At 57.9% G+C, this 13,816-nt stretch carries 14 protein-coding genes; 10 read left to right on the top strand and 4 right to left on the bottom strand.

The annotated features are described in order from the left end of the window. The first annotated feature begins 36 nt into the window (after positions 1 to 36). Both LZU96_RS21295 and LZU96_RS21290 read left to right on the top strand, forming a co-directional pair. Positions 37 to 1,767 (top strand): DUF2534 family protein, encoded by a 1,731-nt coding sequence (locus LZU96_RS21295; RefSeq protein ID WP_233988589.1) that lies wholly within the window; start codon positions 37 to 39, stop codon positions 1,765 to 1,767. A 134-nt stretch (positions 1,768 to 1,901) separates the two neighbouring features. Continuing rightward, entirely contained in the window at positions 1,902 to 2,579 is a 678-nt protein-coding gene (locus LZU96_RS21290) for a pirin family protein (protein ID WP_233988588.1), read from the top strand. A 52-nt stretch (positions 2,580 to 2,631) separates the two neighbouring features. On the opposite strand, the gene LZU96_RS21285 is transcribed toward LZU96_RS21290, so the two are convergent. Next, the gene (locus tag LZU96_RS21285; protein WP_233988587.1) at positions 2,632 to 2,859 is read right to left on the bottom strand and encodes a hypothetical protein; all 228 of its coding nucleotides are present in this window, start codon (positions 2,857 to 2,859) and stop codon (positions 2,632 to 2,634) included. 169 nt (positions 2,860 to 3,028) lie between these two features. On the opposite strand from LZU96_RS21285, the gene LZU96_RS21280 reads away from it, so the two are divergent. From LZU96_RS21280 to crtB, 6 genes are all read left to right on the top strand, one after another. Next, complete coding sequence (locus tag LZU96_RS21280; protein ID WP_233988586.1) at positions 3,029 to 3,559, top strand: YtfJ family protein; 531 nt, start codon at positions 3,029 to 3,031, stop codon at positions 3,557 to 3,559. 220 nt (positions 3,560 to 3,779) lie between these two features. Next, positions 3,780 to 4,688 (top strand): polyprenyl synthetase family protein, encoded by a 909-nt coding sequence (locus tag LZU96_RS21275; protein ID WP_233988585.1) that lies wholly within the window; start codon positions 3,780 to 3,782, stop codon positions 4,686 to 4,688. A 9-nt stretch (positions 4,689 to 4,697) separates the two neighbouring features. Further along, the gene (locus tag LZU96_RS21270; protein ID WP_233988584.1) at positions 4,698 to 5,990 is read left to right on the top strand and encodes a glycosyltransferase; all 1,293 of its coding nucleotides are present in this window, start codon (positions 4,698 to 4,700) and stop codon (positions 5,988 to 5,990) included. Continuing rightward, entirely contained in the window at positions 5,977 to 7,137 is a 1,161-nt protein-coding gene (crtY, locus tag LZU96_RS21265; protein ID WP_233988583.1) for a lycopene beta-cyclase CrtY, read from the top strand. The genes LZU96_RS21270 and crtY overlap by 14 nt, the downstream gene beginning before the upstream one ends. After that, positions 7,134 to 8,612 (top strand): phytoene desaturase, encoded by a 1,479-nt coding sequence (locus LZU96_RS21260; protein WP_233988582.1) that lies wholly within the window; start codon positions 7,134 to 7,136, stop codon positions 8,610 to 8,612. The genes crtY and LZU96_RS21260 overlap by 4 nt, the downstream gene beginning before the upstream one ends. Beyond that, positions 8,609 to 9,538, top strand: a complete 930-nt coding sequence (crtB, locus tag LZU96_RS21255) for a 15-cis-phytoene synthase CrtB (protein ID WP_233988581.1) — start codon at positions 8,609 to 8,611, stop codon at positions 9,536 to 9,538. Before LZU96_RS21260 ends, crtB begins: the two co-directional genes overlap by 4 nt. Here crtB and LZU96_RS21250 read toward each other — a convergent pair. From LZU96_RS21250 to LZU96_RS21240, 3 genes are all read right to left on the bottom strand, one after another. After that, positions 9,477 to 10,004 (bottom strand): sterol desaturase family protein, encoded by a 528-nt coding sequence (locus tag LZU96_RS21250; protein WP_233988580.1) that lies wholly within the window; start codon positions 10,002 to 10,004, stop codon positions 9,477 to 9,479. The genes crtB and LZU96_RS21250 overlap by 62 nt on opposite strands. 109 nt (positions 10,005 to 10,113) lie before the next feature. Then, entirely contained in the window at positions 10,114 to 11,130 is a 1,017-nt protein-coding gene (gene ahr, locus LZU96_RS21245; protein ID WP_233988579.1) for an NADPH-dependent aldehyde reductase Ahr, read from the bottom strand. Positions 11,131 to 11,294: 164 nt separating this feature from the next. Then, complete coding sequence (locus tag LZU96_RS21240) at positions 11,295 to 11,564, bottom strand: hypothetical protein (RefSeq protein WP_233988578.1); 270 nt, start codon at positions 11,562 to 11,564, stop codon at positions 11,295 to 11,297. A 576-nt stretch (positions 11,565 to 12,140) separates the two neighbouring features. Between LZU96_RS21240 and LZU96_RS21235 the strand changes: the two genes are divergently transcribed. Together LZU96_RS21235 and LZU96_RS21230 are read left to right on the top strand one after the other, a co-directional pair. Then, positions 12,141 to 13,022 carry an extracellular solute-binding protein gene (locus LZU96_RS21235; protein WP_409520449.1) on the top strand — a complete coding sequence of 294 codons (882 nt, stop codon included), beginning with the start codon at positions 12,141 to 12,143 and terminating at the stop codon, positions 13,020 to 13,022. After that, on the top strand, positions 13,019 to 13,801 hold the full coding sequence (locus LZU96_RS21230) for a molybdate ABC transporter permease subunit (RefSeq protein WP_233988576.1): 783 nt from the start codon (positions 13,019 to 13,021) through the stop codon (positions 13,799 to 13,801). The genes LZU96_RS21235 and LZU96_RS21230 overlap by 4 nt, the downstream gene beginning before the upstream one ends. Positions 13,802 to 13,816: the final 15 nt, after the last annotated feature.

Raw genomic sequence — 13,816 nt, 5'->3', positions numbered from 1 at the left:
GAAGCTCTGTTCTGTCTTTTGAAAAGTGTGGAATCTATGTCCTCTTCTCAGGAAATAACACCTGCACCGCACGGCACGGTGTTGAATCTGTTTCGCCGCCTGCATTTCTATATTGGCCTGTTCATTGCGCCTTTCATTTTTGTCGCCGCGCTGACCGGCACGCTTTACGTTCTGACGCCGCAGCTTGAGCAGGCGATCTACCATGACGCCTTAACCACGGATGCGCAGGGCGTGGCAAAACCGCTGTCGGCGCAGATCGCCGCTGCCCGCCAGCGCGCAGGTGAAAACGCCCGCATTTACGCCGTTCGTCCGGCACCCGGTCCGCAGGATACCACCCGGGTGCAGTTCACCGGCCGCGACCTCGGCCCGTCGGAATCCCGCTCGCTGTTTATCGATCCCTACACGCTTCAGGTTAAGGGTGACATGACGGTGTATGGCACCAGCGGTGTGTTGCCGCTGCGGATGTGGCTCGATCAGCTACATCGCGGGTTACTGCTGGGCGACGCAGGCCGTAACTACAGCGAACTCGCTGCCTCCTGGCTGTGGGTCGCGGCACTTGGGGGGATCGTGCTGTGGCTGGGAACCCGGCCCCGACGTGCCGCCAGAAAACCGCGTCGCGGTTTCGCCGCGACCCGTCACTGGCACGTTACGCTGGGACTGGTGCTGGCGATCGGGCTGGTGTTCTTCTCTGTCACCGGGCTGACCTGGTCACAGTGGGCCGGCAGCAATATTGAAAAAATGCGTAGCGATCTGGGCTGGATGACGCCGCAGGTTACCACCGCGCTGAACGGTGACGCGCCTGCTGCGGCCGCCGATCCCCATGCTGACCACCGCGGAAATAGGGAAGGCATGACAATGGCCGATATGGCGATGCCGGCCAGAAAAGCCGCGCCCGTGATGCCAAATCAGCCGGATGCCAACTGGGATCGCGCACTGGACGCCGCGCGTGACGCCGGTCTGCACGCCAGCAAGCTGGAGTTACGTCAGCCGAAAAAAGCTGATCAGGCGTGGACCATCTCTGAGATTGATCGCAGCTGGCCGAGCCAGGTCGATGCGGTCTCGATCAATCCCAACGATTTCAGCCTGGTCGATCGGGTGGAGTTTGCTCACTTCCCGCTGGTGGCAAAACTGACCCGCTGGGGCGTGGATGCGCACATGGGCGTGCTGTTTGGCCTGCCCAACCAGCTGATTCTGGCACTGTTCGGTTTCGGACTCTGTGCGATGATCGTGCTGGGCTACCGTATGTGGTGGATGCGTCGTCCTGCCGTGCCGCAGATTAGCCCGTCGCAGACGCTGCTGTCAGCCTGGCTGGCGCTGCCGCGCTACGTTCAGGGTGCCAGCCTGATTCTGGTACTGGCACTGGGCTACGCGCTGCCGCTGATGGGGATCAGCCTGCTGATTATGGTGCTGATCGATATCCAGCGCTGGCGTCGTGCGCAGCGCGCAACGGAACAGCGCGTCGATACCGCGCCGGATAAGCAGTCACCGCTGGCGATTATTCAGGCGCGCTTCGCCAATAAACGCAAAGAGATGCGCTATTTTCTGCGCAGCGTGACGGTACTGGCGCTGATTGTCATAACCGTGATGGCGAACGCGATGATCGGCGGTGTCATCGATCAGTATCAGATCCCGTTCAGCAGCTGGTCGCTGACCATGTACATCACCCAGGCGATGATGATCCTGCTTTACTCCACGGTTTTCACCGGTCTGTTATCGATTCCGCTGTGGTATTTCTTCCTGGGCGAAAGCGACGAACAAGGCAAATAAAACCGGTTGCCCGTCTCAACGGCGGGCAACCCGTTATTCAAATTAACTGACGAGGCCCGGCAAATCTGCCGGCTTCTCATTCCCTGCGTAACCGCTATCATCATTGTTATCGACCCCTTATAAAAGAGCCCATCATGAACATCGTGCGTGCTAATCCTGAACAACTGTTTGAGTACGGACCTTTTACCGTACGCCGCCAGCGCCCCGGCGAGGCGTTAAGCCCACTGGTCAGCGTTGACCTGATGACGCTGAAACTCGATGCCCGTATTCCGATGCAGCTGCATCGCGATGAAGAGGTCTTTACCTATCTGTGGCGCGGATCGATGCGCCATCAGGACAGTAACGGTGAAAGCACCTCGCTCTCTGCAAAGCGGGTGATGCTGGTCAACGCCGGTGATGGCGTACAGTATGAAGAGTCGGTTCCGCTGTATGAGGCGGAACTGTTGCAGGCGGTGATCCGACCGGCTGAGCGCGGCGGCGAAGGCATGACCCAGGTGCTGGAGCGCGATCAGGGTATTATGGCCAACGGCTGGACCGAACTGGCAGGGCCGGAAACCTCTGACGCCCCGCTGGAGCTGCGGCAGGATGCGTACATCTACGACGCGCTGCTGGAGCGTGGTCATACGCTTGAGGTGCCGTCGCTGCCGGGTTTCGTCGCTTACATGACAGTGCTGGAGGGCGTGATTCGGATCGGTGAGGAGCGACTGTCTCGCGGTGACGCCGTCAGTGGCGTTGATGACGCGCTGGAAATTGTTGGTGACCGTGACGCCAACCTGATCTGCTTTCTGGTTAAACCTGACAGCGTGGTATAACCCTGCGCGGGAATCGTTCCCGCGCTAATAACCTTTGGTTCTGATCGCGGCGTTACTGCGACCGTTGCTGCTGCATCGCCTGAACCCGCCTGAATATATGGTTGAACTGCCGCACATCGTCGCGCAGCCAGTGACGCTGAGTCAGCGGCGCATCATCCATCGCCTGGGGCAGCGGCACGCCGGCCAGCGATCCACGGCAACAAAACGCACGCGCCAGCGTCGGTGTTTCGATGCCAATATAACGGGCAAATTCAGGTAATGTCATTAATGCTGTACTCATCTCTCACCTCCTGAACGGATTACCAGCCTGCATTTTCGGTCCATTTCTTAAATGCTTTTATTGATCTGAAACAGAGATGTGTTACTAATCATCTGCCTGTTACTGAAATTGCCCGCAGCCGACCGCCAAACCACCAAGAAGTGAGGATACCGTGCGCCGTTATGGATTGATGAGTCTGCTATTTGTTTCAGCATTAAGTTGCGCACATACTCTGGTTCCCGGTCAGCCGGTTCCCCCGGTTTACATTGCCGATAAAGGCGAGATGGTCATCGAGCATGACGAGATTAATTACCAGCGCTGGAATAGCCAGACCCTGACCGGTAAAGTCAGGTTAATTATTCATGTTGCGGGTCGCCTGTCGGCCAAAGAGCAGAGCGCAGGATTAATCGAGGCGATCCAGCAGGCGAATTTGCCGCGTCAGGGTTTCCAGACCACCACCATTGTGAATACCGACGATGCCCTGCCCGGCAGCGGTCTGTTTGTGGTTCGCAGCATCGCCTCAAGCAAGAAAGCCGCGCCGTGGCAGCAGTTTATTATTGATAACAGCGGCGTGACAGCCCACAGCTGGCAGCTCAAACCGGGCAACGCGGCGGTCGCGGTGATTGATCGTCAGGGCAGAGTTCGCTTCGCTAAAGATGGTGCATTAAGCGCTGAAGAGGTCGCCGGGATAATCAGCGAACTGCGTCGTTTACTCGGATAATCCGGCGTCTGTGCCAGGTGAAAATTCAGGTAAAGAAACGCTGAATGCTGCTGAATTTCCCAACTATTTCGCGATCCTCAACTACTATTGTTTGAATGGATTTACCCGCCGTTCTTTGAAAACCTGCCAACTATGCTATGGCAGCCGGGGACGATTATTAAAGATGGCATCGAATCATTTCGACCTGCTGTGAATTCCTCTGTAGATAAGGACAGCCTTAATGACGGTCTGCGCAGAAAAACACGTCAATTCCACACACAGCGATGCAGCAAATCTGTTGAACGATATTGAGCAACGGCTCGACGCCTTGTTGCCGGTTGAAGGTGAACGTGATTTTGTTGGTGCGGCAATGCGCGAAGGCGCGCTGGCACCGGGTAAACGTATTCGTCCGATGCTGCTGCTGCTGGCGGCACGCGATCTCGGCTGTAAAGCCAGTCCGACCGGCCTGCTGGATCTCGCCTGTGCGGTTGAGATGGTCCACGCCGCTTCGCTTATTCTGGATGATATGCCCTGTATGGATGACGCGCTGATGCGGCGCGGACGTCCTACCATTCATTGCCAGTATGGTGAGCATGTGGCGATTCTGGCGGCGGTCGCGCTGCTGAGCAAAGCCTTTGGTGTGATTGCGACGGCGGAAAGCCTGTCGGCCAGCGCCCGAACGCAGGCGGTCAGCGAACTCTCCCATGCAATCGGGATGCAGGGGCTGGTGCAGGGCCAGTTTAAAGACCTGTCCGAAGGGGATAAACCACGCAGCGCTGACGCCATTCTGATGACCAATCACTTTAAAACCAGCACCCTGTTTTGTGCCTCGATGCAGATGGCCTCCATTGCCGCCGGTGCGTCAGATGACGTGCGCGAGCAGCTTCATCGCTTCTCACTCAATCTCGGGCAGGCCTTTCAGCTGCTGGATGATTTAACCGATGGCATGGGTGATACCGGTAAAGATATCAATCAGGACGCGGGCAAATCGACGCTGGTCAATCTGCTGGGTGCTCAGGCGGTGGAAAATCGCCTGCGAGACCATCTGCGTTGCGCCAGCGAACATCTTCTGCTGGCCTGCCATGACGGTTACGCCACACAACATTTCATTCAGGCCTGGTTTGAGAAAAAACTCGCTGCCGTCAGTTAAGGATGCTGCATGAGCCACTTTGCGGTGATTGCGCCGCCTTTCTTCAGCCACGTCCGGGCGCTTCAGCATCTCAGCCAGGCCTTGATTGCACGCGGTCATCGCGTGACGTTTATCCAGCAAACTGACGTCAGGACATTACTCAACGACAGTGATATCGGTTTTTTCCCGCTGGGACTAGCCAGCCATCCGGCCGGCAGCCTGGCGCATACGCTGCAACTGGCGGCGCATCCGCTGGGTCCGTCAATGCTGAAACTGATCAACGAAATGGCCCGTACCAGCGATATGTTGTGTCGTGAACTGCCGGTGGTGCTCAACACGCTGGCGGTGGATGGGGTGATTGTTGATCAGATGGAGCCGGCCGGCGCGCTGGCGGCGGAAGCGCTGGATCTGCCCTATGTGTCGGTGGCCTGCGCCCTGCCGCTTAACCGTGAAGCCGATTTTCCGCTGGCGGTGATGCCGTTTGACTATGGCACCAGCGATGCGGCGCGCGAGCGTTATCGCACCAGTGAAAAAATTTATGACTGGCTGATGCGGCGTCACGATCGGGTCATCGCCCGCAATGCCCATGCGCTGGGATTAGCGCCGCGGGAAAAACTGCATCACTGTTTTTCACCGCTGGCCCAGATCAGCCAGCTGGTTCCGGAATTTGATTTTCCGCGCCAGGCGCTGCCAGACCATTTTCACGCGGTCGGGCCACTGCGCGCCATTAAGCCGCCGTCATCACCTGCGCCACGCTACTTTCCACACGGCGATAAGCCGCGCATTTTTGCCTCGCTCGGCACGCTGCAGGGACACCGTTACGGCTTATTCAAAACTGTCGTCCGCGCCTGTCAGGAGCTGGATGCCCAGCTGCTGCTGGCGCACTGTGGTCGCCTGACACCGTTTCAGGCCGAGAAGCTGGCGCGTAGCAGCCAGACGCAGGTGGTCGATTTCGCCGACCAGGCTGCCGCCTTATCCCAGGCGGATCTGGCGATTACCCACGGCGGCATGAATACCGTGCTGGACGCCATCAATCATCTGACGCCGCTGCTGGCGATTCCGCTGGCTTTTGATCAGCCTGGCGTTGCCGCACGCATCGTTTATCACGGCGTGGGCCGGCGCGTTTCCCGTTTCGCCACCAGCCACGCTATGGCCCGGCAACTGCAGGCGCTGCTTGATGACGACAGCTACCGGCAACAGATGAGCCGGATGCGTCATGCCGTTACCACGGCGGGCGGCACCGCGCTGGCAGCAGACATTGTCGAACAGGCGATGCTGACCCGCAGACCCGTTTTGAGCCGGAGGGATTATGCCGTCGTATGATCTGATTCTGGTCGGCGGCGGGCTGGCGAATGGCTTAATCGCGTTACGCCTGCGCCAGCAACATCCGTCACTGCGTATTCTGCTGATTGAGGCTGAGAGCCAGCCCGGTGCTAATCATACCTGGTCGTTTCACGCCGAGGATCTCAGCGAAACCCAGCACCGCTGGATCGCCCCGCTGGTGGTTCATCACTGGCCGGGCTATCAGGTGCGTTTTCCCCAGCGCCACCGCAGCCTGAGCAGCGGTTATTTTTGCGTGACCGCCGAGCGCTTCGCGGAGGTGATGCGCGATCGTTTTCAACAGCATCTGTTGCTGAACACCGCGGTTGAAAGCGTGGCGTCACGCTCGGTAACCCTGGCCGATGGCCGTGTGCTGGAGGCCAGCGCCGTGATTGATGGCCGGGGTTATCAGCCGGATGCGGCGTTACGCATGGGATTTCAGGCGTTTGTCGGGCAGGAGTGGCAACTGAGCCAGCCGCACGGTCTCACCACGCCGATCATTATGGATGCAACGGTCGATCAACAGGCAGGTTACCGCTTTGTCTATAGCCTGCCCTTCTCAGCCGATACCCTGCTGATTGAAGATACCCACTATATTGATGACGCCACGCTGAGCGCCGATCGCGCGCGGCAAAATATTCGCGACTATGCTGCTCGTCAGGGCTGGCAGTTAACGCGGCTGCTGCGTGAAGAACAGGGTGCGCTGCCGATTACCCTGACCGGCGACATTGACGCCTTCTGGCAGACCCGCGATCTGCCGTGCAGCGGATTGCGCGCCGGGCTGTTTCATCCCACCACCGGTTACTCCCTGCCGCTGGCGGTGGCGCTGGCCGATCGGCTGGCGCAGATGACCACCTTTAACCCGGATACGCTGCACGCCACTATTCAACACTTCGCCAGCCAGGCCTGGCAGCAACAGCGCTTCTTTCGCATGCTGAACCGGATGCTGTTTCTGGCCGGTCCGGCTGACCAGCGCTGGCAGGTGATGCAACGTTTTTACGGCCTGCCGGAAGGCCTGATCGCCCGTTTTTATGCGGGAAAACTCACTTTGCCTGATCGGCTGCGCATTTTAAGCGGCAAGCCACCGGTTCCCGTACTGGCGGCGTTACAGGCTGTTATGACTCCTCACCGTCAACAGGCGATGCAATGAAAAGAACCACAGTTATTGGCGCAGGCTTTGGTAGCCTGGCGCTGGCGATCCGCCTTCAGGCTGCAGGCATCCCGACCCGACTGCTGGAGCAGCGCGATAAGCCAGGCGGTCGGGCCTATGTTTATCAGGATCAGGGCTATACTTTCGACGCTGGCCCGACGGTCATTACCGATCCCAGCGCCATCGAAGAGCTGTTCACGCTGGCCGGTAAGCAGCTTTCCGATTATGTCGAACTGCTGCCGGTGAAACCGTTTTATCGCCTGTGCTGGGAGTCTGGCAAGGTCTTCAGCTACGACAATGACCAGCCAGCGCTGGAGGCACAGATTGCCGCTTTCAATCCGCGTGACGTTGAAGGCTATCGCCGCTTCCTCGCCTATTCGCGCGCGGTGTTTGCCGAGGGTTATCTGAAGCTCGGCACCGTGCCGTTTTTATCCTTCCGCGATATGCTGCGCGCCGCGCCACAGCTGGCTAAATTGCAGGCATGGCGCAGTGTTTACAGCAAGGTCGCGAGCTACATCGAAGATGAGCATCTGCGCCAGGCGTTCTCTTTTCACTCGCTGCTGGTGGGTGGAAATCCGTTTGCCACCTCGTCGATTTATACCCTGATCCATGCGCTGGAGCGTGAATGGGGCGTCTGGTTCCCGCGCGGTGGTACCGGTGCGCTGGTACAGGGCATGGTGAAGCTGTTTGAAGATCTGGGTGGGGAAGTGGAGCTGAATGCCAAAGTCGCCCGACTGGAAACCGCCGGAGATAAGATCACTGCGGTTCACCTTCAGGACGGGCGGGTATTGCCGACCACCGCTGTGGCTTCCAATGCCGACGTGGTCCATACCTACCGCGATCTGCTGAGTCAGCACCCGGCATCGGTCGCGCAGGGAGAAACCCTGCAGGGCAAACGAATGAGTAACTCGCTGTTTGTGCTCTACTTTGGCCTGAATCATCATCACGATCAGCTCGCGCACCACACCGTTTGCTTTGGGCCGCGCTATCGCGAATTAATCGATGAAATTTTCAATCGCGATGGTCTGGCTGAGGACTTTTCACTTTACCTGCATGCGCCGTGCGTCACCGATCCGTCGCTTGCCCCGCCGGGCTGCGGCAGTTACTACGTGCTGGCGCCGGTGCCGCATCTCGGCACCGCCGATCTCGACTGGGCCGTCGAAGGCCCTAAACTGCGCGACCGTATCTTTGATTATCTTGAGCAGCACTACATGCCAGGCCTGCGCAGCCAGCTGGTGACGCATCGGATGTTCACGCCGTTTGATTTCCGCGATGAGCTGAATGCGTATCAGGGCTCCGCCTTCTCGGTGGAGCCGATCCTGACTCAGAGTGCCTGGTTCCGGCCGCACAACCGCGATAAGAATATCAACAATCTCTATCTGGTTGGCGCAGGTACCCATCCTGGCGCGGGCATTCCCGGCGTGATTGGATCGGCGAAAGCGACAGCAGGATTAATGCTGGAGGATCTGGCTTGAATAATGCGTCATTACTCGATCATGCCGTTGAAACCATGGAGGTGGGATCGAAAAGTTTTGCCACCGCCTCGAAGTTGTTTGATGCCAAAACCCGGCGCAGCGTGTTGATGCTTTATGCGTGGTGCCGCCACTGTGATGACGTGATTGACGATCAGGTACTGGGTTTCAGCAACGATACCCCTTCGCTGCAATCACCTGAACAGCGGCTGGCGCAGCTGGAGATGAAAACGCGCCAGGCTTACGCCGGCTCGCAGATGCATGAACCGGCCTTTGCCGCGTTTCAGGAAGTCGCGATGGCGCACGATATCCTGCCTGCTTATGCCTTTGATCATCTGGCCGGTTTTGCGATGGACGTGCGCGGTGCGCGTTATCAGACGCTGGATGATACGCTGCGCTACTGCTATCACGTAGCGGGCGTGGTGGGTCTGATGATGGCGCAGATCATGGGCGTACGCGATAAGCCAACGCTCGATCGTGCCTGCGATTTAGGCCTGGCCTTTCAGCTGACCAATATTGCGCGCGACATTGTCGACGATGCGCAAGCGGGCCGCTGCTATCTGCCAGCGGCGTGGCTGGCTGAAGAAGGATTAACCACAGAAAACCTGGCCGCGCCTGAACATCGTCAGGCATTGAGCCGGATTGCGCGGCGGCTGGTGCAGCACGCGGAACCCTATTATCACTCCGCCACCGCGGGTTTAGCCGGCTTACCGTTGCGCTCGGCATGGGCGATCGCCACGGCAAAGCAGGTGTACCGTAAGATTGGGATGAAGGTCGATGAGGCGGGTCAGCAGGCGTGGGATCAGCGCCAGTCCACCAGCACACCCGAGAAACTGGCGCTGCTGGTGGCGGCTTCAGGCCAGGCGATTACTTCCCGGCTGGCGCGTCATGCTCCTCGTCCGGCACATCTCTGGCAGCGCCCGCTTTAGCGCCGTGACGTTCCCGTAGCGTCGCCTGCAGCTTTGACAGCGGCGGCGCGTACAGGAAGCCAAACGACACGCAGCCCTCTTTACCGCGCACTGCGTGATGCATCCGGTGCGCCATATAGAGACGGCGGAAATAGCCGCGACGCGGAATATAGCGAAACGGCCAGCGCTGATGCACCAGCCCGTCATGCACCATAAAATAGAGCAGGCCATATACCGTCATGCCCGCGCCGATCCACTGCAGCGGCCAGACGCCGATGCTGCCGAGATAAATCAGCAGAATCGCCAGTCCGGCGAACAACACCGCGTACATATCGTTGAGTTCAAACCAGCCTTTGTGCGGCTCGTGATGTGAAAGATGCCAGCCCCAACCCCAGCCATGCATGATATATCTGTGTGCCAGCGCAGCCGTTATCTCCATGCCAATAACGGTGGCCAGAACAATCAGGGCATTCCAAATCCACAACATAGTTTCTCCCGAACATGCATCCTGCAAAGTGGCGTAAAGGTCAATTTTAACAGAGTTCAGGAAAAACAGCGGCGCCTGAACGAAGCAGCCGCAAACTCAGGCGTCAGAATTAAAAATCCGCCTTCAGTACGATGCGATAATGGGCTTTCCCGGCACGCAGATGATCGAGCGCCTGATTGATTTGCGACATCGGAAAATACTCCACTACCGGCGCGATATCGGCGCGGGTCGCCAGTTTTAACAGCGCCCGGAGCTGAACCGGCGATCCGGTAGAAGAACCGCTCAGGCTGCGATCGCCGACAATCAGGTTAAAGGCGGGCACGCTGAACGGCGTCATCACCGCACCCAGCGTATGAAATTTTCCATGCGGCGCCAGGGCGGTAAAATAGGGCTGCCAGTCAAGATCGACCGCAACGGTGTTAATGATTAAATCAAACTGCCCCGCCAGCGCAGTCAGCGCCTGAGGATCGCGGCTGTCGACCACCTGATTTGCCCCCAGCGCCAGCACTGACGGCGTCTTTTCGCTTGTCGAGCTGAATGCGGTAACCTCGGCCCCCAGCGCGCGCAGAATTTTGATCGCCATGTGACCCAGGCCGCCGATACCAATGACCCCGACATGACTAAGGGCTGTGATGTTGTGCATCAGCAACGGTTTAAACACCGTCATGCCGCCACATAACAGCGGGCCTGCGCTGGCGGCATCCAGCGCCTCAGGTAGCGGGATCACCCATTGCCAGTCCGCCCGCAGTCGTTCGGCAAATCCGCCATGATTATTGATGGTGGAGACTTTTCCCCGCCGACAGTTAACCTGATCGCCGCTCAGGCAGGCATCGCAATAGTGGCAACTCTTCGCCGTCCAGCCGATGCCGACGCGCTGACCGATATGCAACCCTTTTTGCTGCGCACCGTCACCCAATACCACGATGCGGCCAATCACCTCATGTCCCGCCACCAGCGGATAGGTCGATCCACCCCAGGCATTATCAATCATTGAGAGATCGGAGTGACAGATGCCGCAGTATTCTACCGCGACCTCAACCTCTTCTGACTGCAGCGGTCCGGGCTGGTATTCATAGGGCTGTAGCGCTTCGCCGGGATGAAGAGCGGCATAACTTTTGATACTCATTCTCTTTCCTCAATCAACGGATGAATGCATCGCCGGGGGATAACGTGGGCAACTCAAGGGTCAGCTTAGCAACAGACAGCCGTCATAAGCTGCTGTTAATGTGCAGCTTTCATCGGTTAAATGCGGAATTTTCCTGCCGCACAGCGGATGCTGCGCGAGAGCGGTCAGAGCGGGTCGTGATTGAGGGGAGTGCGGAAAGCATGACGCGCCGCGGACATCAGCTGGCTGGCCGTCACGGTGGCCGGTAATCGCATCAGAATTTTGCTCGCCTGCCAGTAACACAACACCAGCATCTCATCTTCTTCCTTTTCAGCCAGTTCGCGCAGCCTCGCCCGCAGAGACAAGACGTTAATCGACTGATGTTCATCCAGCATGTCAGAAATGGTCTGATTAATGATGTGGTGAAGAGTTTTCCAGGAGAGATCTGTCTGCAAAATTAACCTCTTTTAACGCTATTTGGCTCCGGGCAAAGGTATAGCGGAATGTATCGCAGCATCGGGTCTGCAAGTTAATGGCTCTGAAGTCTGGTGATAACTATAGCTGCTTCTTAACGCTTGCGCCGGGCCAGGCCGTCAGAATTCCAAAAGCCGATGAGTTTAAATCTTTTTGTCGCGCGTTGTCTCGTTTTACGCCGCCAGTTCGGTTCAAACGGCGATTTTTTTAACAGTTTTTCTGCGCGCGTAACTGAATGATGTGGCTGACTTTTTAGCTGGTTCCTGTACTGTGGTGACGGGTTCGCGACCGATCGCTGCCCGTTTGTGCATCGGGCGAAAAATTCAGTGCTTTCTGACAACCATTCAGGTGTTCATATCTCACCAATACAAGTTGGCGGCATGATCCGATCAACCTGCCTTTTCCTGGCTGAAATTCAGACCACCCGACGCCGGGCTATATTTCGCAATAATTTCCCGCTTGCCTGTCGTTGTTTCAGCTCCGATAATCGCTATCTACTTTTTTATATAACGAGAAACGACATGGCTTTTTTACGATATTCGGCGCTTTTACTGGGAATGGGTTTAACCGCATCGGCGCTCGCCGGTAACGATATTCACGTTACCTATGCGGGCTCAATGGGCAAGGTGATGGATGAAGGTCTTGGGCCCGCCTTCGCCCGTCAGCAGAACAGCCATTATCAGGGTCAGGGACAGGGCGCTTACGGAATGGCACGCCTGCTGGCCAGTAAGAAACTGACCGCCGATGTGTTTGTTTCGATTACGCCAGGTCCGATGCGCATTCTGAAACAGGCCGGACTGATCGATAACGCGGTTCCGGTTGCCAGCACCAGCATGGTGATTGCCTATAACCCGAAAGGAAAATATGCCCAACAGTTTGCTGCGTTAAACGGCAACGATAGCCGCTGGCTGGATCTGCTGGCGACGCCGGGACTAAAATTTGGCCGCACCGATCCGGTCAACGATCCTAAAGGTCAGAATATTGTTTTTACCCTGCTGCTGGCAGAGAAGTTTTACCAGAAGCCGGGTATGGCAGAGAAGATTATGGGCGGGGTGCAAAATCCGGCGCAGGTTAACCTTGAAGGCGGCTTGCTGACGCGGCTGGAAAGCGGTCAGGTGGATGCGGCAGCGGGTTATGAAAGTGAAGTGCGTTCAGCGCACCTGCCTTATCTGTCCCTGCCGGACGCCATCAATCTCAGCAATCCGGCCGAGGCGAAACAGTGGTACGACACCGTGAGTTTCACGCTGAAAGACAGTCAGGGCCATGACAAAACGCTGCATACCCAACCGCTGGTCTATTACGCAGCGGTGCTGAAAAACGCCCCACACGGCGAACAGACCGGTCAGGCTTTTATCGATTTTTTGCGCAGCCCACAGGGTCAGCAGCTGTTTCAGCAATATGGTTACGCCGCCGCCAAAGGTGATGCGATCTGGCCATGAGACGACCGCCGGCCACTGCACTGTGGCTCTCTCTGCCCGCCTTGCTGATGCTGGCCGTCCCGTTTGTCACGCTGATCGGCCTGACTCACTGGACTCACTTCCGGCTGGCGTGGGGTGACAGCAACGCCATTGCCACCTCGCTGGTTCTCGGTGCCGTTTCCCTGATGCTGGTGATCCTCAGTGGCCTGCCGCTGGCCTGGTGGCTGGCGCAGGCGCGCGGTAAACCCCGGCTGGTGGCTGAATTGGTGGTGCTGATCCCGCTGCTGACGCCACCGCTGGCGATGGGCATCTTACTGGTCAGCGCCTGGGGACCTTACAGCCCGGCCGGTTCACTGCTGGCGCGGGGCGGTATTGCGCTGACCAACAATCCTGCCGCCTTTGTGCTGGCACAGTGGTACGGCGCCCTGCCCTATTTTGTGATGGCGGCACGCGCCGCCTTTGCCGACGTGCCGGTGGTGATTCTGGAGGCAGGCCGGACGCTGGGCGCCTCGCCGTGGCAACGCTTCTGGCGGTTATCCTTACCGCTGGCATCGTCAGGCTTAGCCACCGCAGTGGCGCTGGCCTGGGTTCGGGCAATGGGGGAATTTGGTATCGTGATGATTTTTGCCTATTTTCCGCAGGGGATGCCGGTTAAGCTGTACAACAATTTGCAGAATGATGGTGTGGACGCGGTTTATGTCCTGCTGTGGTTACTGCTGCTGTTTACCCTACCGGTCCCGCTGGCCTGCTTCGCGCTTACCCGTCGTAATGCGCAGAACCGTCGCCAGATGCTGCCCTGAATCGAGGATTTCCTG

This window comes from Pantoea agglomerans (assembly GCF_021397715.1).
Classification (GTDB): domain Bacteria; phylum Pseudomonadota; class Gammaproteobacteria; order Enterobacterales; family Enterobacteriaceae; genus Pantoea; species Pantoea astica.
This window is presented reverse-complemented; position numbering and strand designations above follow the sequence as displayed.